5 protein-coding genes are annotated in these 19,439 nt (G+C 74.0%); 3 read left to right on the top strand and 2 right to left on the bottom strand.

The window, feature by feature from the left end; all coding sequences use genetic code 11:
- Positions 1-84 precede the first annotated feature (84 nt).
- Positions 85-1,029: an alcohol dehydrogenase catalytic domain-containing protein gene (locus tag J7I94_RS13045; protein ID WP_308114556.1), complete on the bottom strand. Its 945-nt coding sequence runs from the start codon at positions 1,027-1,029 to the stop codon at positions 85-87.
- Between the two features lie 259 nt (positions 1,030-1,288).
- Between J7I94_RS13045 and J7I94_RS13040 the strand changes: the two genes are divergently transcribed.
- Together J7I94_RS13040 and J7I94_RS13035 are read left to right on the top strand one after the other, a co-directional pair.
- A complete protein-coding gene (locus J7I94_RS13040) occupies positions 1,289-1,918 on the top strand; it encodes a malonic semialdehyde reductase (protein WP_215167236.1) in 630 nt (209 codons plus the stop codon).
- A 425-nt stretch (positions 1,919-2,343) separates the two neighbouring features.
- Complete coding sequence (locus J7I94_RS13035; protein WP_215167235.1) at positions 2,344-5,274, top strand: LuxR family transcriptional regulator; 2,931 nt, start codon at positions 2,344-2,346, stop codon at positions 5,272-5,274.
- Here the strand turns inward: J7I94_RS13035 and J7I94_RS13030 are convergent.
- Positions 5,240-6,847 carry a bifunctional 3-(3-hydroxy-phenyl)propionate/3-hydroxycinnamic acid hydroxylase gene (locus J7I94_RS13030; RefSeq protein WP_215167234.1) on the bottom strand — a complete coding sequence of 536 codons (1,608 nt, stop codon included), beginning with the start codon at positions 6,845-6,847 and terminating at the stop codon, positions 5,240-5,242. The two genes, J7I94_RS13035 and J7I94_RS13030, sit on opposite strands and share 35 nt — an antisense overlap.
- A 199-nt stretch (positions 6,848-7,046) precedes the next feature.
- Between J7I94_RS13030 and J7I94_RS13025 the strand changes: the two genes are divergently transcribed.
- On the top strand, positions 7,047-19,439 hold a 12,393-nt coding region (locus J7I94_RS13025; protein ID WP_215167233.1), incomplete at its 3' end, for a type I polyketide synthase.

Below are 19,439 nucleotides of genomic sequence, written 5' to 3'. Positions count from 1 at the left end.
ACACTTGCGTACAGCGTCACAATCTGCGTCACAGTCTCCCTGTACGTGAGCGGCGTTCACACCCCTGTCACCCCCCTCAACCGGTCACCCGAGGTCGACCCACACCTTGCCGGACGCGGTGGCCGCCGCGGCGAACGCCTCGTCGACGTCGACCAGGGGGTAGCCGTCGCTGACCACCGCGCCCAGGGGGGACGATGACGGTGAGCGCAGCGCGCCGACGGTCCGGGCGAAGTCCCCGGGGTGGTCGTAGACCATGCTGCCGATGAGAGTGACCTGCCCGGCCACCAGGTCCCGGGGGGAGAGGCCGAGCGGCGCGGTGCTGAGGCCGATCAGTACGGCGGTGCCGTGCGGGGCGAGGCGCCGCAGCCCCTGCTCGACGGCTCCGGGGGCGCCGGAGGTCTCGAAGAGGTACGGGAACGTCCCACCGCCCGGTGGCGCCGGCAGCGCCCCCAGGGAACAAGCCCGTTCCAGGCGGGCCGCGTTGGGCTCCTGGACGTACACCGTCACCCCGTGCTCGACCAGTGCCCGGCACAGCAGCAGGCCCTGCGAGCCGGCACCGGTCACGAGGCAGGAGAGGCCGGGCGCGATGCCCGAGCGGCGCAGCGCCGCCCATGCCACGGTCGCCGGCTCCACGCAGACCAGATCCTCCAGCGGCACGTCGGGAGCGACCGGCCACACGAACTCCGCCGGCGCCACCGCGTACTCGCTCAGCAGCCCCGGCACGGTCAGCCCGACCGCGGCCCGGCCGGCACAGGCCGACGTCCGTCCCTCCCGGCACGGCGGGCACGCCAGACAGCAGTAGTCCGGCTCGATGACCACGTCCTGACCGATCGTCAGGCCCTCGACGCCGGCGCCGATCCCGGCCACGCGGCCGGCGCCCTCGTGGCCCAGGATCCACGGCCGGCGCGGCGGGGGCCGCCGTCCCGCGTACACCGCGAGGTCGGAGCCGCACAGGCCGGTGCCGCGCATCCTGATCAGTACCTCTCCGGTACCGCACACGGGGTCCGGCACGGAGGTCACGGACAGCACGCCGGGCTCCGTCAGCACGGCGGCCCTCAAAGGACCGCCCACTCGTCGCGGCGGCGGATCGTCGGCGGGCGCATGCGCGAAGCCTGCCACAGGTGATCAGCCCGGCGGTAGACCGCACCGATGCCCTTGCGCCATTTTCTTCCGGCGGACAAACGCCCCTTCCCAACAGCGGGTTCGGCCTGTGGACGGGCTCGCGGAACGCGTACGCTGTGACAGGCAATCAGGCATCGCGTGTACCGTAAAAGAGGAGCATTTCGATATGTCGGACAGCACCCTGGTCTCCGAAGTGGACCAGAGCTTGTACGCGCTTTCCCCCGAGGGGCAGGCATTGCTGTTCACCGAGGCGAAGACGGCCTATGGCTTCCGTGACGAGCCGGTCGGGGACGACCGCCTGCAGGCCATCTACGAACTCTTCAAGTGGGCTCCGACCTCGGCGAATATCAACCCGCTGCGGATCCTCTACGTCCGCACCGAGGACGGCAAGCGCCGGCTCCTCGACTGCGTGGCACCGCCCAACCGTGAGCAGACCGCGTCGGCCCCGGTCACCGCGGTGCTGGCAGCGGACACGCAGTACGCGGAGTACGTCCCCTTCCTGGCCCCGTCCAACCCCCAGCTCCGGGCGATGCTGGAGTCCAACGAGGCCCTGCGGGTGACCCAGATGGACCTCAACTCCAGGCTCCAGGCCGGTTATTTCGTGCTGGCCGTGCGGGCCGCGGGCCTGGCAGCGGGCCCGATGGGCGGCTTCAACGCGGGCGCCGTCGACGAGGAGTTCTTCCCCGACGGCCGGTGGAAGTCGGTCCTGCTGGTCAACATCGGCCACCCGGCCGAAAACGCGTTCCGCGAGCGGGGGGCCCGGCTGTCCTACGAGCAAGCCGTGCAGCTGGCCTGACAGCGGATCGGCTCGGCACGACGCCGACCTTCCGGGGGAACGGGGCACTCGGCGCGAGTGCCCCGTTCCCCCACGTCCCCCCGCCGCGCCCGGACCGCGCGCGAAGCCGGGGTGGTTCGTGAGGTACGACTCAATCGCTTGACATTGCGGTGCGCGGCGATTTATCCATGATTCCGAGAGTTGCCCCCACCCATTCGGTGCCCCCTCGCCCACTCGACGTCCCCCACACATTCGGTGCGCGCCCACCCGCGCCTTGACCACGCACCGTCACCACAAAAGACTCCGGTTTTTACCTGTCTTTTTCCTCCATCATTCTCGCCGTGGCGTGAAACGTCACGGCTGTCGTCTGCCCGTACGTCAAGCAGTTTGAGCGGCGGTGTTCCCTTCGCCCGGCCGCACAACACTAGGGAATGTCGGGAGCTGGCATGTCATTAAGTTTTTTGGAATGCCGCGATTCCACGGCCGCCGTCACCGGCCGACGTGATCTGGTCGAGCGCGACGCCGCACTGACCGCGTTGCGCGCGTCGTTGGCGGACGCCGTCGGCGGCAAAGGACGGCTGGTCGTCGTCGAGGGACCGCTCGGCAGCGGCAAGAGCCGACTGGTCCACGAGTTCCTCGAGGCCCTGGAGCCCGGCGCCACGCGCGTCCTGCGGGCCACCGCGTCGCTGCGCGAAGAGGCGCTGCCGTTCGGCGTGCTGACCCAGCTCTCCCACGGCCTGGCCATCCCGCCGGCCCGCCGGGAGGCGTTCCGCGCCCTGCTCGCCGCGGCGGTCGAGCACGCCCTCCTCCACGGCGGCACCGCCCCTGACGCCCAGGACTCCGCGGACCCCCGGATCGCGGACGCGTTCCAGAAACTCACCGTGGAACTGGCCCACTTGGCCGAAAACACCCCCCTGGTGATCTGTGTCGACAACGCCCACTACGTGGACGCCCCCTCCTTGCACTTCCTCGCGGGCGTCGTGGCCTGGCTGCACTCCACCCGCATCCTGGTACTGGTCACCGACGACCCGACCATGCGCCGGCCGCGCTCGCCGCTGCTCGGCGGGCTCGCACCGAGCCCGCACATCCACCGCGTCCCCCTGGCCCCGCTCAGCCGCACGGCCGTGCACAGCCTCGCCACCCGGCTCCTCGGACCGCGCACCGCCACCCCCCGGCTCACCGCCGACCTGTACGCCGTCAGCGGCGGCAACCCGCTGGCCGTACGTGCCCTGATCGTCGATCAGCAGGCGGGCGGCACCGGCCACCCGGAAGGGTACGGACAGGCGCTCCTCGACCTCGTGGCCCACGCCCGGCCGCCGATACCGGCCGTGGTCCGCTCCTTCGCGGTGCTCGGCGGCGCCCCGGAGCCGGCCGACGTGGCCGCGCTGGCCGGGCAGGACACCAAGACCACCCGCTGGGCCCTGCGGGCCCTGGCCGACGCGGGCATGCTGAGCGCCCACACACACGTGCCGAGCGCCCACGCGGGCCCGCCCGGTACCGGTGTCATGGTGTCGGCGGCCCAGGCCGCGGCACCGGCGCGCGCCGAGCGGTACGCGTTCCGGCATCCGGCCGGTGCCGCCGCCGTCCTGGACAACCTGCCCGCCGCCGACCGCACCGCGCTGCACCACGCCGCCGCGGAACTGCTGCGGGAGAACGGCGCCTCCGCGCTCACGGTCGCCCGGCAGCTCACCAGCGCCGGGGACGCGGGCATCGACGACGGCATCGACGTGCTTCTCACCGCCTCCCAGGAGGCACTGGCGGCCGGCGACGTCGGCACCGCCCTCAGCTGCCTCGGCCTCGCCCGGCGCACCCGGACCGACGGCACCACCGCCGCCCGCGTCCGGACCCGGCTCAGCCGCCTGGAACGGCAGTTGAAACCGCAGGCGGCCGTCCGCCACCTCCGCCCCCAGCTCGACGACTTCCATGCCGGCCACCTGGACCGGCGGGGCGTCTCCGACCTCGTCCTCGGTCTCGCCGACACCGGCGCCCTGCACGACCTGACCGCCCTGCTCGACGTCCTGCGCACCCGGTACCGGCAGGACACCGGGCCCGGCCCCGGCACCGAGGACATCCGCTCCCTGACGAGCTGGGCGGCGATGGCCTACCCCCTCCACACCGGCCTGCGCAGACTCGCCCACTCCGTCGCCGCGGCCACCCCCGCGGCCGTCCCCTGCCACGACCCGTGGCTGCCCTCCGCGGTCGCCCTGTCCGACGACTACGTCGACGGGCGCGACGACCAGCTGGTCCAGCGCGCCGAACTCCTGTTGAGCACCTACCACCTCGACCACGACTCGCTGTGGAACGTGGAGTCCGGGGTGCTGGCCCTGCGCGGCCTGTGCCACGCGGGCCGACTGGACGAGGTGGTCGCCTGGTGCGAGAAACTGGAGGCCGAGACCGCCGCCCACCACGCCGTCGCCTCGCAGGCCCGGTTCCTCGCCGTGCGCGTCGAGGCCCACCTGCGGCGCGGCGACCTCACCCGCGCCCGCGACCTGGCCGCCCACGCCCTGTCCCTCGTCCCGCCGCAGGGCTGGGGGGTCGGCCTCGCCGGCGTGCTGGCCTGCGCCGTCCTGGCCGCCACCCGCTCCGGGGACCTGGCGGCGGCCGAGAAGTACGTGGCGCTGCCGCTGCCCGAACACGCCCTGCACAGCCGCCACGGCGCCGCCTACCTGCACGCCCGCGGCCACTACCGGCTCGCCACCCACCATCCGCAGGCCGCGCTCGCCGACTTCCTCGCCTGCGGCCGCTTCGCCGAGACCTGGGGCAGGCCCGGTGCCGACGTGGTCCCCTGGCGCCTCAGCGCGGCCGAGGCCTGGCTCGCCCAGAACGACCAGGAACAGGCCAAACGCCTGGTACGCGAACAGCTCGCCCGGCTGCTCCCCGGCCCCTCCCGGGAACGCGGGCAGAGCCTGCGCACCCTGGCCGCGGTGAGCCGGGTCACCCGCCGCCCGCAACTGCTCACCGAGGCCGTCGACATGCTCAAGGAGAGCGGCGACGACTACGAACTCACCCGCGCCCTCATCGACCTCAGCGCCGCCTTCCGGGACGCCGGCGACCAGCGCAACGCCCGCCGGGTGGCGCACCGGGCCTGGCACCTCGCCAAGCAGACCGGCACCGAACACCTGTGCCGCAAGGCCGCCCTCGACCCGGCCGGCTCCGAGGCCGCGCCCGCCGCCGCCGGCGCGGAGGAACGCCCCGAGGGCGTCTCCTCGCTGACCCGGCAGGAACGCAAGATCGCGGCACTGGCCTCCAAGGGGTACACCAACCGGGAGATCGCCGCCAAGCTGTACATCACCGCCAGTACCGTCGAGCAGCACCTCACCCGCGTCTTCCGCAAGGTCAACGTCAAACGGCGCCAGGAACTGCCCTACCTGCTGTGACCGGCCGGCCGGTCAGCCCCGCACGGAACGCGTCGACCAGCGCCGCCAGTTCACGTGAGGTGCGGGCCGGGCCGTAGACGTGGTGGTCCGGGCGCACCAGCAGGTACCGCGCCCGAGCCGCCCGCAGCAGCGGCAGATACACGCCGTCGACGTCCACGGCGGCGTCCGGCGCGGCCCCGGCGTCCGGGGCCCCGTCCGCCACCAGGTGCACGATCCGGGTGCCGAGCCCGGTGAGGGAGGCGAGCCGCGGTCCGTCGAGTGCCGCCGCCGGAGCGGCCGACCCCAGCAGCACCGGACCGGTGCCGACCACCTCGTCGAAGTACCCGGTCACACCTCCCAGCCGCACCCGGCCCTGCGGCACCACCTCCCCGGCCGGCGGCACCGGTTCCGCGCCGGCCCCGGTGTACAGCAGCCCGGTCCGCAGCGGCGCGCCGACGCCGCCGCCCCGGCCGGTGTCCGCGCCCGCCAGCAGCGCGGCGTCCCTGGCCGCCGCCGCGGCCGGGTCGGTCACGCAGAGCACCTTGCCCAGCCGCACCGCCGTGCCGACCGCCTCCCGCACATGTCCGGCGCGCTCGGGGCCGTACGTGTCCAGCAGTTCCTCACCGGCGTCGCCGCTCAGCACCAGGTCCAGTTTCCACGACAGGTTCAGCACGTCCCGGACGCCCGCGCACATGCCCTGGCCGGTGAACGGCGGCATCAGGTGGGCCGCGTCCCCCGCGAGCAGCACCCGGCCGCGCCGCCACTGTTCGGCCCAGGCCGCCTGGAAGCGGTAGACGCTGTGCCGCCGCAGCGTGGCGTTGGCCGGGGTCACGTCGAACGGCGCCAGCAGCCGCCACGCAGTCTCCTCCCGGTTCAGCTCGGCCACGCTCTCCCCGGGCAGCCGCATGAACTCCCAGCGCCTGCGGCCGGGTCCGCTGCCCACCGCCGTCGTCGGCCGCGCGGGATCGCAGAACTGCACGTTGAGCGGCGAGAACTCCCTCGGCACGTCCAGCGTCACGTCACACAGCAGCCAGTCGTAGGAGAAGCCCAGGTCGTTCCACCGCACCCCCAGCCGCTCCCGTACGAAACTGTTCGCGCCGTCGCACCCGACGACCCACGACGCCGTCCACCGCCGCTCCCGCCCCGCCTCGTCGGCCGCCGTCACCTCCACCCGGTCCCCGTCGTCGGACAGCTCCGTCACCGTGCACCCGCGCACCACCTCGATGTCCGGCAGCCGCCGCGCGCGGGCGGACAGTGCCTCCTCCAGGGCGGGCTGGTGCATGGTCGTCGTCTCCGGCCAGCCGTGCGCGCCCCGCCGCGCCAGCTCGACGCGGAGCAGCGACGCGCCGTCGGCGTTGCGCCAGTCGTAGGCGTCGGCCGGCAGTCCGATCTCCGCGAACGCGTCGCCCACCCCCAGCGCCGCCAGCGTCCTCGCCGTCTCGCCGTCGAAACTGGTCGCCCGCGGCAGCGTGTAGGGGGCTTCCCACCGCTCGACCACCGTCACGCGCCGGCCCCGCTCGGCCAGCAGTACCGACAACACCTGACCCACGGGCCCGTACCCGACGATCAGGACATCCGCCTGCGACGTGCGCATCGGCCCTCCCTCCGGAAGTGCGGCGAACCTACCAACGGCGTTCCGCCGCACACCGCGGAGGAAGCCGCGCAGGTCACAAGTAAGGGGAGTTGAGGGGGTGATTCAGGGGATCCCCGACGCCCGGCGCGGGTGAAGCTGGACGTGGCCCAAGCCGCCGCAGCGGCACGCGTACCTCAGCAAACGGGAGTGTGGAGTCAGCATGCTGCGTGCCGAGTTGATCCGTCCGGTCCACGAACTCCTCACCGAGCAGAGCAGGCGCTTCGGCGACCGGACCGCCTACCTCGACGCCCGGCGGGCCGTCAGCTACGCCGGTCTGGAAGCCCGTACCCGCCGCCTCGCCGGGCACCTCGCCGGACTGGGCCTGCTGCCCGGCGACCGGGTGGCGATGTTCCTCGGCAACCGGGTCGAGACGGTGGAGAGCTACTTCGCGGTCGTCCGCGCCGGCGGCATCGGCGTCCCGGTCAACCCGCACCTCTCCGCCGCGGAGCTGGAGCACCTGCTCACCGTCAGCGGCAGCCGCGTCGTCATCACCGACGCCGCCCACGTGCCCGCGGTGCGCCGACTGGCCCCCCGCACCGGCCCGTTGACCGTGATCGTGGTGGACGGTGACGGCCCCGTCCCCGCCGGGTGCCTCGCCTACGAGCACTTCGCCACCACCGAGCCCGCCACCCCGGCCCGCGACGACCAGGGGCTCGACGACGTCGCCTGGATGCTCTTCACCTCCGGCACCACCAGCAGCCCCAAGGGCGTCCTCGCCACCCAGCGCAACTGCCTGTGGTCGGTCGCCGCCGCCTACGTCCCCGCGCTCGGCCTCACCGCCGAGGACCGGGTGCTGTGGCCGCTGCCGCTGTTCCACAGCCTGTCCCACATCGTCTGCGTGCTGGCCGTGACGGCCGTCGGAGCCACCGCCCGCATCACCGACGGCCACTCCGCCGACGACGTACTCGACCTGTGGGAACAGGACCGGTCCACGGTCATCGCCGGTGTCCCCACGCTCTACCACTATCTCGTCCGCGCCGCGCGGGCCCCGGGTTTCACCGCGCCCCCACTGCGGGTCGGTCTGGTCGGCGGCGCCGTCTTCACCGCCGCGCTGCGCCGCTCCGTCGAGGAGACCTTCGACGCCCCCCTCATCGACGCCTACGGCTCCACCGAGACCTCCGGTTCCATCGCCATCAACTGGCCGACCGGCGCCCGCGTCGAAGGCTCCTGCGGCCTTCCCGTGCCGGGCCTGGCGCTGCGGGTCGTCGACCACCGCACCGGCCTCGACGTGCCCGACGGCACCGAGGGCGAGGTCTGGGTGCGCGGCCCGAACATCATGGCCGGCTACCACGACCAGCCCGACGCCACCGCCGAGGCGCTGCGCGACGGCTGGTTCCACACCGGCGACCTCGCCGTCCGCGACCGCGCCGGCTACCTGACCGTCACCGGACGGCTCAAGGAACTCATCATCCGCGCCGGGGAGAACATCCACCCCGGCGAGGTGGAGGACGTGCTGCGCCAGGTTCCCGGCGTCGCCGACGCCGCCGTGGCCGGCAAGCCGCACGACGTCTTCGGCGAAGTGCCGGTCGCCTTCGTCGTCCCCGCCCCCGGCGGCTTCGACCCGGCCCAGGCGCTTGCCCTGTGCCGCGAGAGGCTCTCGTACTTCAAGGTCCCCGAGGAGCTGTACGAGATCGAGCGCATCCCGCGCACGGCCACCGGCAAGGTCACCCGGCACCGGCTCCTGGACGGTCCCGCCCGGCTCCGCGCGGTCGGCAACGCCCACCACGACACCCTTTTCCGCACCCACTGGGTTCCCCAGCCGTCCGCGCCCGCGCCGTCCGGCGGCCACTGGACGCTCCTCGGTGACCCCGGCACCGCCCTCGCCGGCCGCCTCCGGGCCTCCGGCACCGACCTGACCGGCGACACGCCCTCCGTGGCCCTGCTGCCGGTCCCCGCGGGCACGAGCGTCGACGACTTCCTGCGTACGGCCGAACCCTGGCTCACGTCCGCCGATCCGGCCGGCCCCCGGCTGGTCGTGCTCACCCGCGGCGCCGTGGCCACCCACCCGGGCGAGACGGTACGGGACCTCGGCCAGGCGGCGCTGTGGGGCCTGGTCCGCTCCCTCCAGGCCGCCCACCCCGGCCGCGTCGCCGTGGTGGACCTGGACGACGCGGCCGACGACGCCGACGACGCGGCCACGGCCGCCCTGGCCGCCACGGTGGCGTCCGGTGAACCGCAGAGCGCCGTCCGCGACGGTGTCGTCCTGCTGCCCCGGCTGGAACGCGTGACCCTCGACGCCGCGACGGACCCGGCCGCGCAGCCCGATCAAGGCTTCGACCGCGCGGGCACCGTCGTCGTCACCGGAGCCGACACCCGGCGCGGCACGGCGATCGCCCGCCACCTCGCCACCGCCCACGGCGCCCGCAGCCTGCTGCTGATCACCCCGCCCGGACAGGGCGCCGCAGCGGCCGGCCTGCGCGCCTGGCTCACCCGGCAGGGCACGAAGGTCCGGCTCGCGGAGGCCGACCTCGACGACCGTGCGAAACTCAGGCGAGCGCTGGCCAAGGCTCCCTCTCCCCTGACCCTGGTCGTCCACGCCTGGGACGCCGTGGACGAGCCCTCCGAGACCCGCGTGGCCGCCGAGGTCCGCACCCTGCACGACCTTACCCGCGACGCCGCCCTCACCGCCTTCGTGCTGTCCTCTTCGACCAAGGGCCTGCTGGGCGCGGCCGGCGAGACCACCGAGGCCGCTTCGGCCGCCTTCCTCGACGCCTACGCCCAGAACCTGCGCGCCCAGGGTGTCCCGGCCCGGTCCCTCGCCTGGGGCCCCTGGGAAGGCGAGGGTGACTCGGCGAGCGGTGCGACGAGCGGTGCGCTCACCGAGCAGCAGGCGATGGCCGCCCTGGACACCGCCCTCACCGTGGACGACGCCCAGCTCGTCGTGATGAAGCTCGACCCGTCCGCCGCTCCCGGCTCACCGCTCCTGCACGACCTGATCGACGTGCCGGCCCGGACCGCCACCGCGGACGAGGCCGTCACGAACGCCCTGCGCGAGCGCCTCGCCGACGTTCCGGACGCCGACCGCGACCGGCTCCTCACCGACCTGGTCCGCGACCAGCTCGCCGACCTGCTCGGCCTGACCGGCAGGCAGGCCGTCCAGCCAGGACGCCCCTTCACCGACCTGGGCCTGACCTCGGTCACCGTGGTGGAACTGCGCAACCGCCTCACCGAGGCCACCGGGCTCCGCCTCCCCGCCACCTCCGCCTTCGACCACCCCACCCCGCAGGCCCTGGCCGGCCTGCTGCGCCGTGAACTGTCCGGCGGCACCACCCCGGCCGGCACCGCCCCGACCGCCCCCGCTCCGCTGCCGCACACGGCCGACGACCCCGTCGTCATCGTGGGCATGGCCTGCCGCCTGCCGGGCGGTGTCGCCTCCCCGGAGGACCTGTGGGAGCTGGTACGGGCCGGCGGCGAGGGCACAGGTCCCTTCCCGACGGACCGGGGCTGGGACCTGGACCACCTCTTCGACCCGGACCCCGACCACCCCGGCACCAGTTACGTCCGCCAGGGCGGCTTCCTCCACGGCGCGGGCGACTTCGACGCGGGTTTCTTCGGCATCTCCCCGCGCGAGGCCCTGGCGATGGATCCGCAGCAGCGGCTGCTCCTGGAAACGTCCTGGGAGGCGTTCGAACGCGCCGGCATCGACCCGACCGCCCTGCGCGGCAAGGACATCGGCGTCTTCACCGGAATGATGCACCAGGGCTACGGTGCCGGCGCCACCGGCGATCTCGAAGGCCACCTCATGACCGGGACGACGGCCAGCGTGGCGTCGGGCCGCGTGTCCTACGTACTCGGCTTCGAAGGCCCCGCGGTGACGGTGGACACGGCGTGCTCGTCATCGCTGGTCGCCCTGCACCTGGCCGCCCAGGCGCTGCGGGCCGGGGAGTGCTCGATGGCGCTCGCCGGCGGTGTGACGGTGATGTCCGGACCCGAGTCGTTCGTGGAGTTCTCCCGGCAGCGGGGCCTGTCGGCCGACGGCCGGTGCAAGGCGTTCGCCGCGTCGGCGGACGGCACCGGCTTCTCCGAGGGCGCGGGCGTGCTGCTGGTGGAGCGCCTGTCGGACGCGGAACGGCTGGGGCACCGGGTACTGGCGGTGGTGCGCGGCAGCGCCGTCAACCAGGACGGCGCCTCCAACGGCCTCACCGCCCCCAACGGCCCCTCCCAGCAACGCGTCATCCGCCAGGCGCTGGCCGGCGCGGGCCTGACCCCTGCCGATGTGGACGCGGTGGAGGCACACGGCACCGGCACCGCACTGGGCGACCCGATCGAAGCACAGGCCCTGCTGGCCACCTACGGACAGGACCGCGAACGGCCCCTGTGGCTGGGCTCGTTGAAGTCGAACATCGGACATGCGCAGGCCGCCGCCGGAGTGGCCGGCGTCATCAAAATGGTCATGGCGATGCGGCACGGAACACTGCCGCGCACCTTGCACGTGGACGCGCCGTCGCCCCAGGTGGACTGGTCGGCGGGCGCGGTGGAACTACTGACCGAGGAACGCGTCTGGCCCGAGACGGACCGGCCCCGCCGCGCGGCCGTATCCGGCTTCGGCGTCAGCGGCACCAACGCCCACGTGATCCTGGAACACGTCCCCGAACCGTCCCACACCCCCGCCCCACACTCCGACGGACCCCTGCCCCTGCTGATCTCCGCAGCCGACGACCAGGGCACCCGCGCCCAGGCACGCCAACTGGCCGAGTTCGTACGGACACGTCCTGAGCTGGATCTGGGTGCGATCGCCGCGGGACTGGTGAGCGGTCGGGCGGGGTTGCCGGACCGTGCGGTGGTGGTGGCCGGCGACCGGGCCGAAGCCCTCGCCGCACTGGAAGCCGTAGCCGAAGGCACCGAAAGCAACCGGGCGGACGTACAAGGACGGGTGGCATTCGTCTTCCCCGGCCAGGGCACACAATGGGCGGGCATGGGCGCCGAACTCGCCGGCACCTCACCCGTCTTCGCCCAGGCACTGAACGAGTGCGCGGCCGTCATGGACGAACTCACCGGCTGGTCCCTGCTCGACGCCATCCACGGACAACTCCCCCTGGACCGGGTCGACATCATCCAGCCCGTGACCTTCGCCGTCATGATCGGCCTGGCACGCATGTGGCAAACCGCAGGCGTACGGCCATCAGCAGTCATAGGACACAGCCAGGGCGAGATCGCGGCAGCCCACGTCGCCGGCGCACTGTCCCTCGCGGACGCCACCAAAATCGTCGTCCTGCGCAGCCAGGCCATCGCCGCCCGCCTCTCCGGCCACGGCGCCATGATGTCCCTCGCATGCACCCTCGCCCAGGCCCAGGAACTCACCGCCCCCTGGAACAACCGCATCCAAACGGCCGCCGTCAACGGACCAGTTTCCGTCGTCGTGGCAGGCGAACCGCAAGCCCTCACCGAACTCGCCGCGGCCTGCGACGCAGCCGGCATCCGCGCACGCACCATCGACGTCGACTACGCCTCCCACACCACCCACGTCGAAACCATCGAAGAACACCTCACCGACACCCTCGCGGACATCACCCCCACCACCTCCCACACCCCCTTCCTCTCCACCGTCGAAGCCGATTGGCTCGACACCACCCACCTCGACGCCACCTACTGGTACCGCAACCTCCGCAACACCGTCCAATTCGCCCCCGCCATCACCCACCTCCTCACCCAAGGCTTCACCACCTACATCGAAATCAGCGCACACCCCGTCCTCACCACCAGCATCGAAGCAGCCATCGAACACACCGAACCGGGGCCTTTCCTCGTCACCGGCACCCTGCGCCGCGGCCAAGGCGGCACACGACAACTGCTCACCTCCCTCGGCCACGCATGGACCCGCGGCCTCCCCATCAACTGGACCACCCTCCTCGGACCCGACACCGAAACACCCGCACACACCGCCTGCGACCTCCCCACCTATCCCTTCCGACACCAGCACTACTGGCTCCGGAGCATGCCTTCCGCAGGTGCCGTGGCCGCCGCCGGGCTCACGGATGCCCGGCACCCCCTGCTCGACGCCTGGGTCGAACTGCCCGACGAGAGCGGGGTGCTGTTCACCGCCCGGCTGTCGTCGAGCAGCCACCCCTGGCTCGCCGAACACACGGTGCACGGAGTCGCGGTGGTGCCCGGGGCGGCGTTCCTCGAGATGGCGGTGCGTGCCGGGGACGAGGTCGGCTGCGGTGCCGTCGAGGAACTGCTGATCGAGACGCCGCTCGTGCTCGCGGAGGGTCCGGGCGTGCGGCTCCAGGTGGCCGTCGGCGCGGCGGACGGCTCCGGCCGGCGCCGGCTGACCGTCCACTCTCGGCGTCAGGGTGCCCCCGGCTGGACCCGGCACGCCACCGGCATCCTGGCCGGCCGTCCGGACGCCGTCCCCGGCATCGACCTGTCGGTGTGGCCGCCGGCCGGGGCGGTGCCCGTCGAGGTGGATCCGGCGGTGCCGGGGCTGCGTGCGGCGTGGCGGCGTGGTGAGGAGGTGTTCGCCGAGGCCGAGGTGGACGAGGAGCAGCGGGACGAGGCCGAGCGGTTCGCGCTGCATCCCGCGCTGCTCGAAGCCGTGGGCCGGGCCGGCGGTGACACCTCCGCGCTGTCCGTCGCCTACCGTGCCGTGTACCTGGCAGCGGCCGGGGCCACCTCTGTGCGGGCGCGTATCGCTCCGGACGGCAGCGGCGGTACGGCGCTGGAACTCGCGGACGCCTCCGGCCGGGCGGTCGGCAGCTTCGGGGCGGTCGTCTCGCGTGAGGTCGACGCGGATGAGCTGGTGTCGGCTGCCGCTCAGGGCGGCGTGGAGCCGCTGGACGCGTTGTTCCGCGTCGACTGGGTGCCTCTTGCCGTCGAGGCCGGGGCGGACCCGACGCGGCAACTGGTCACCGTTGCCGACCTCGATGAGCTGTCGACGTCGGCCGCTCGCAGTGATGTGCGCGTGGATCTGACGGACACCGCCCAGGGGTTGCGGGCGCTGACCTCGCGGGCGTTGGCGTGGGTCCAGGCGTGGCTTGCCCTGCCGGTGACGGATGCGCGGCTGGTCGTCGTCACGCGGGACGTCGGCGACCCGGTCACCGCGGCTGTCTGGGGGCTGGTCCGCTCGGCGCAGTCGGAGGCACCGGAGCGGCTGGTCCTGGCCGCCGTGGACGGGGACACCGCCTCCGAGGCGCTGCTGCCCGCCGCCGTCGCCACCGGTGAGCCGCAGTTCGCCCTCACCGCCGGCCGGGTCACCGTACCGAGGCTGGTGCGGGCGGCGGACGCCGGCGCCGTTCGACCGCCCGACCCCGACGGCACCGTCGACGCCGTGGAGCCGCCCGACCCCGACAGCACCGTCGACGCCGTGGAGCCGCCCGACCCCGACGGCACCGTCGACGCCGTACAGTCGCTCGACCCCGACGGCACCGTTCTGATCACCGGCGGCACCGGCACCCTGGGCCGCCTGCTCGCCCGGCATCTCGTGGCCGAGCACGGCGTACGTCACCTGCTGCTGGTCAGCCGGCGCGGTGGTGGTGCCGACGGCGTGCCCGAGCTGGAGCGTGACCTCGGCGCGCTGGGCGCCACCGTGCGCACCGTCGCCTGCGACGTCACCGACCGTGCCGCGCTGGCCGGCCTGCTGGCGTCGGTCCCCGGCGAGGCACCGCTCACCGCGGTCGTCCACACCGCCGGGGTGCTGGACGACGGCGTGGTCACCGCCCTCACCCCGGAGCGGCTGGACGCCGTCCTGCGGCCCAAGGCGGACGCGGCGCTCCTGCTGGACGAGCTGACCCGGGACACCGGCCTCGCGGCGTTCGTGCTGTACTCCTCGGCCGCCGGCGTCCTCGGCAACCCCGGGCAGGCCAACTACGCCGCCGCCAACGCCTTCCTGGACGCGCTGGCCGCGCGGCGCAGGGCGGCGGGGCTGCCCGCCGCCTCGCTCGCCTGGGGCCACTGGGCGGCCACCAGCGAACTGACCGCCCACCTCACCGACTCCGACCTGCGGCAGCACTCCCGGCGGTTCGGGATGGCGGCGCTGGACGAGGAGACCGGCCTCGCGCTGTTCGACGCCGGTCTGCGCAGCACCGTCCCGGCGCTGGTGGCGGCCCGGCTCGACGTCGGGCGGCTGCGTGCCGAGCCCGACGGCGGCCCGGTCGCCCCCCTGCTGCGCGAGCTGGTGCCGCCGGTCCGGCGCCGGGCCGCGGGCCGGGCGGCGGCCGGCGGGACGGACCTCGTACGACGGCTGACACCGCTGACGCCCGATGAGCGGCACGAGACGCTGCTCGACCTGGTCAGGAACCGTGCCGCGCACGTCCTCGGACACACGTCCGCCGACGCCGTCGCCGCCGGCCGGGCGTTCCGTGAGGCGGGCTTCGACTCGCTGACCTCCGTAGAACTGCGCAACCGGCTCGCCGCGGACACCGGACTCCGGCTCCCCGCCACCCTGCTCTACGACCACCCGAGCCCGGACGTCCTCACCCGGCACCTGCTCGCGGAGCTCCTGGCGGATGCCGGCGCCTCCGCGGCACCGTCCGCCACCCCGCGCGGGACGTCCGACGAGCCCATCGCCATCGTCGCGATGAGCTGCCGCTTCCCCGGTGGCGTGGAGAGCCCGGAGGACTTCTGGCGGCTGATCAGCGAGGGCGGTGACGCGGTCGGCGACTTCCCGGACGACCGCGGCTGGGACCTGTCCGCGCTCTACGACGGCGACCCCGACCACCCCGGCACGTCGTACGCCCGGCACGGTGCGTTCCTGACGGACGCCGCCGGGTTCGACGCGGGCTTCTTCGGCATCTCGCCGCGCGAGGCCCTGGCGATGGACCCGCAGCAGCGGCTGCTCCTGGAGACGTCGTGGGAGGTGTTCGAGCGGGCCGGCATCGACCCGACGACCCTGGCGGGCCGCGACATCGGTGTGTTCACCGGCATGAACACCCAGGACTACGCGCTGCGCCTGCGCGAGGTCTCCGGGGAGGTCGAGGGGCACCGCATCACCGGCATCTCCGCGGCCGTGCTGTCCGGCCGGGTGGCCTACGCCCTCGGTCTCGAAGGGCCCGCGGTGACCATCGACACGGCCTGCTCGTCGTCGCTGGTGGCCCTGCACCTGGCGGCGCAGGCGCTGCGGGCGGGCGAGTGCTCGATGGCGCTGGCCGGCGGGGTCACGGTGATGGCCGCGCCGGACGCCTTCGTCGACTTCTCCCGGCAGCGGGGTCTGTCGGCCGACGGCCGGTGCAAGGCGTTCGCCGCGTCGGCGGACGGCACCGGGTGGGCCGAGGGCGTGGGCGTGCTGCTCGTGGAGCGGCTGTCGGACGCCCGGCGCAACGGTCACCAGGTGCTGGCCCTCGTCAGCGGCAGCGCGGTGAACCAGGACGGCGCGTCCAACGGCCTCACCGCTCCCAACGGCCCCTCCCAGCAGCGTGTCATCCGGCAGGCGCTGCGCAGCGCCGGGCTGACCGGTGCCGACGTGGACGTGGTCGAGGCGCACGGCACCGGCACGGCGCTGGGCGACCCCATCGAGGCACAGGCCGTCCTCGCCACCTACGGTCAGGACCGGCCCGCGGACCGGCCGCTGTGGCTGGGCTCGGTGAAGTCCAACATCGGGCACGCCCAGGCCGCCGCGGGCGTCGCGGGCGTCATCAAGACGGTACTGGCCCTCCAGCACGGAATCCTGCCGCGCACCCTGCACGTCGACGCCCCCACCCCGCAGGTGGACTGGTCGGCGGGCGCGGTGGAACTGCTGACGGAGCAGCGGTCCTGGCCCGAGACCGAGCGGCCGCGCCGGGCCGGCGTCTCCGCGTTCGGCGTCAGCGGCACCAACGCCCACGTCATCGTCGAGCAGGCACCTGACACGGACACCAGTACGGACGACTCACCCACGCCCGCGCCCACGCCCGCGCCCACGGCCGTGCCCCCCGCCGTCCCCTGGATCCTCTCGGCCCGCAGCCCCGAGGCGCTGGAAGGGCAGGCGGACCGGCTCGCGGAGTGGGCCCGGCGGCACCCGGACGCCGACCCCGCCGTCGTCGCCCACGCACTGCTCTCCACCCGGACGGCGTTCGACCACCGTGCCGTCGTCGTGGGCGCGGGACGCACCGCGCTGCTCGACGGTCTGGACGCCTTCGCCCACCCCCGGCACGCCCGCGGAGTGGCGCGTCCCGGCAAGCTCGCGGTGCTCTTCACCGGCCAGGGCAGCCAGTACACCGGCATGGGCCGCCGCTTGCACGAGCACTACCCGGTCTTCCGCGACGCCTTCGACGCCGCCTGTGCCGAACTGGACCGGCACCTGCTGGACGCCGGGCACGTCACCCGGTCCGTCCGGGACGTGGTGTTCGGCGACGACCCGGACGAGCTGGAGCGGACGGTGTTCGCGCAGGCCGGCCTGTTCGCCGTGGAAGTCGCCCTGTTCCGGCTCTACGAGTCCTGGGGCGTCCGCCCCGACCGGCTCGCCGGGCACTCCGTCGGCGAGGTGACGGCGGCGCACGTGGCGGGCGTGCTGTCCCTCCCGGACGCCGTGACGCTGCTGGCGGCACGCGGACGGCTGATGCAGGCCCTGCCGGGCGGGGCGATGGCCGCGCTCAACGCCCCCGAGTCCGTCGTCCGGCCCCTGCTCGCCGACACCCCCGGCACCGTCGGCATCGCGGCGGTCAACGGGCCCGCCTCCGTCGTGGTCTCCGGCGACCGGGACGCCGTGACGGCCGTCACCGACGCGTGCGCGGCCCGCGGCCACCGCACCAGGCACCTCCGGGTCAGCCACGCCTTCCACTCCCCGCACATGGACGGCATGCTCGACGCGTTCCGCGAGGTCGTCGCCAGGCTGTCGTACGCGCTCCCGGCGATTCCCGTCGTCTCCGGCGTCACCGGCGAGCCGGCCACCCCGGAGCAACTGTGCTCCCCGGACTACTGGGTCGAGCACGTCCGCCGCACCGTCCGCTTCCACGACGTCATCGGCGCCCTGCACACACAACACGTCACCACCTTCCTCGAACTGGGCCCCGGCGGCGTCCTCACCGCGATGGCCCAGGAGGCGTCCGGCCCCGACGCCGAGCCGGCGATGTTCGTGCCCACGCTGCACCGCGACGCCGAGGACGAGCGGATCGGCGCCGTCACCGCGCTGGCCCGGCTGCACGTCCGCGGCGTCCCCGTCGACTTCTCCGCCCTGCTCCCGGCGGCCCCGCACCGCACGGTCGACGACCTGCCCACCTACGCCTTCCAGCACCGCCGGTACTGGCCGGACGCCCCGCACCCGACGGCCCACCCGGCACCCGCGTCGCAGCCGATGCCTGAAACGCAGCCGGTACCCGTGCCCGGATCGGTCGGCGACACACCACTTGACCTGGTGCTGACCAGCGCCGCCGCCGTGCTCGGACACGACGACGCCTCGGCGATCGACCCCGAACGGCCCTTCCAGGACCTCGGCTTCGACTCCTTGAACGCGGTCCGGCTCCGCAACCGCCTGCACGACCTGACCGGCGCCGACCTGCCCACCACCCTCGCCTTCGACCACCCGACACCGGCCGCGCTCGCGTCGTTCCTGCGCGCCCGGCTGCTCGGTGACGACACCGCCGGACACGACGGCCCGGCCCGGCGGGCGGCCGATCCCGGCGAGCCGGTCGCCATCGTCGGCATGGCGTGCCGGCTGCCGGGCGGCGTGGCCTCCCCGGAGGACCTGTGGCGGCTGCTGCGGGCCGGGGAGGAGGGCATCGGCGAGTTCCCGACGAACCGCGGCTGGGACCTGGACTCGCTCTTCGACCCGGACCCCGACCACGCCGGCACCAGCTACACGCGGCGCGGCGGTTTCCTCTACGACGCGGGCGAGTTCGACGCGGAGTTCTTCGGCATCTCCCCGCGCGAGGCCCTGGCGATGGACCCGCAGCAGCGGCTGCTCCTCGAAACGTCCTGGGAGGCGCTGGAGCGGGCCGGCCTCGATCCCACCGCCCTGCGCGGCCAGGACGTCGGTGTCTTCGCCGGCATGGTCAACCACGACTACACCAGCCGCCTGCGCACCGCCCCCGACGGCTCCGAGGGGTACCTCATGACCGGCGGGGCGGGCAGTGTGCTGTCGGGCCGGGTGTCGTACGCGCTGGGCTTCGAGGGACCCGCGGTGACCATCGACACGGCGTGCTCGTCGTCGCTGGTGGCCCTGCATCTGGCCGCCCAGGCCCTGCGCTCCGGCGAGTGCACGATGGCCCTCGCGGGTGGCGTGACCGTGATGGCCGGGCCCGAGGCGTTCGTGGAGTTCTCCCGGCAGCGGGGCCTGTCGGCGGACGGCCGCTGCAAGTCCTTCGCCGCCTCGGCGGACGGCACCGGATGGGCCGAGGGCGCGGGCGTGGTCCTGGTCGAGCGGCTGTCGGACGCCGAACGCCTGGGTCACCGGGTGCTGGCGGTGCTGCGCGGCAGCGCGGTCAACCAGGACGGTGCCTCCAACGGCCTGACGGCTCCCAACGGTCCTTCCCAACAGCGGGTGATCCGGCGGGCGTTGGCGGAGGCCGGGCTGACGCCGGGTGACGTGGACGCGGTGGAGGCACACGGCACCGGCACCGCACTGGGCGACCCCATCGAGGCCCAAGCGATCCTGGCCACCTACGGCCAGGACCGCGAACGACCGCTGCTGCTCGGGTCGTTG

It is taken from the genome of Streptomyces sp. ISL-12, assembly GCF_018614415.1.
GTDB lineage: Bacteria > Actinomycetota > Actinomycetes > Streptomycetales > Streptomycetaceae > Streptomyces.
The sequence above is the reverse complement of the archived record's forward strand: the minus strand, read 5'-3'. Positions and strand labels throughout refer to the sequence as shown.

What these genes read in the sequence shown, in the direction of transcription:
- J7I94_RS13040 (WP_215167236.1), top strand. Translation starts at nt 1,289, where the DNA reads ATGTCGGACAGCACCCTGGTCTCCGAAGTGGACCAGAGCTTGTACGCG.
- J7I94_RS13035 (WP_215167235.1), top strand. Translation starts at nt 2,344, where the DNA reads ATGTCATTAAGTTTTTTGGAATGCCGCGATTCCACGGCCGCCGTCACC.
- J7I94_RS13030 (WP_215167234.1), bottom strand. Translation starts at nt 6,847, where the DNA reads ATGCGCACGTCGCAGGCGGATGTCCTGATCGTCGGGTACGGGCCCGTG.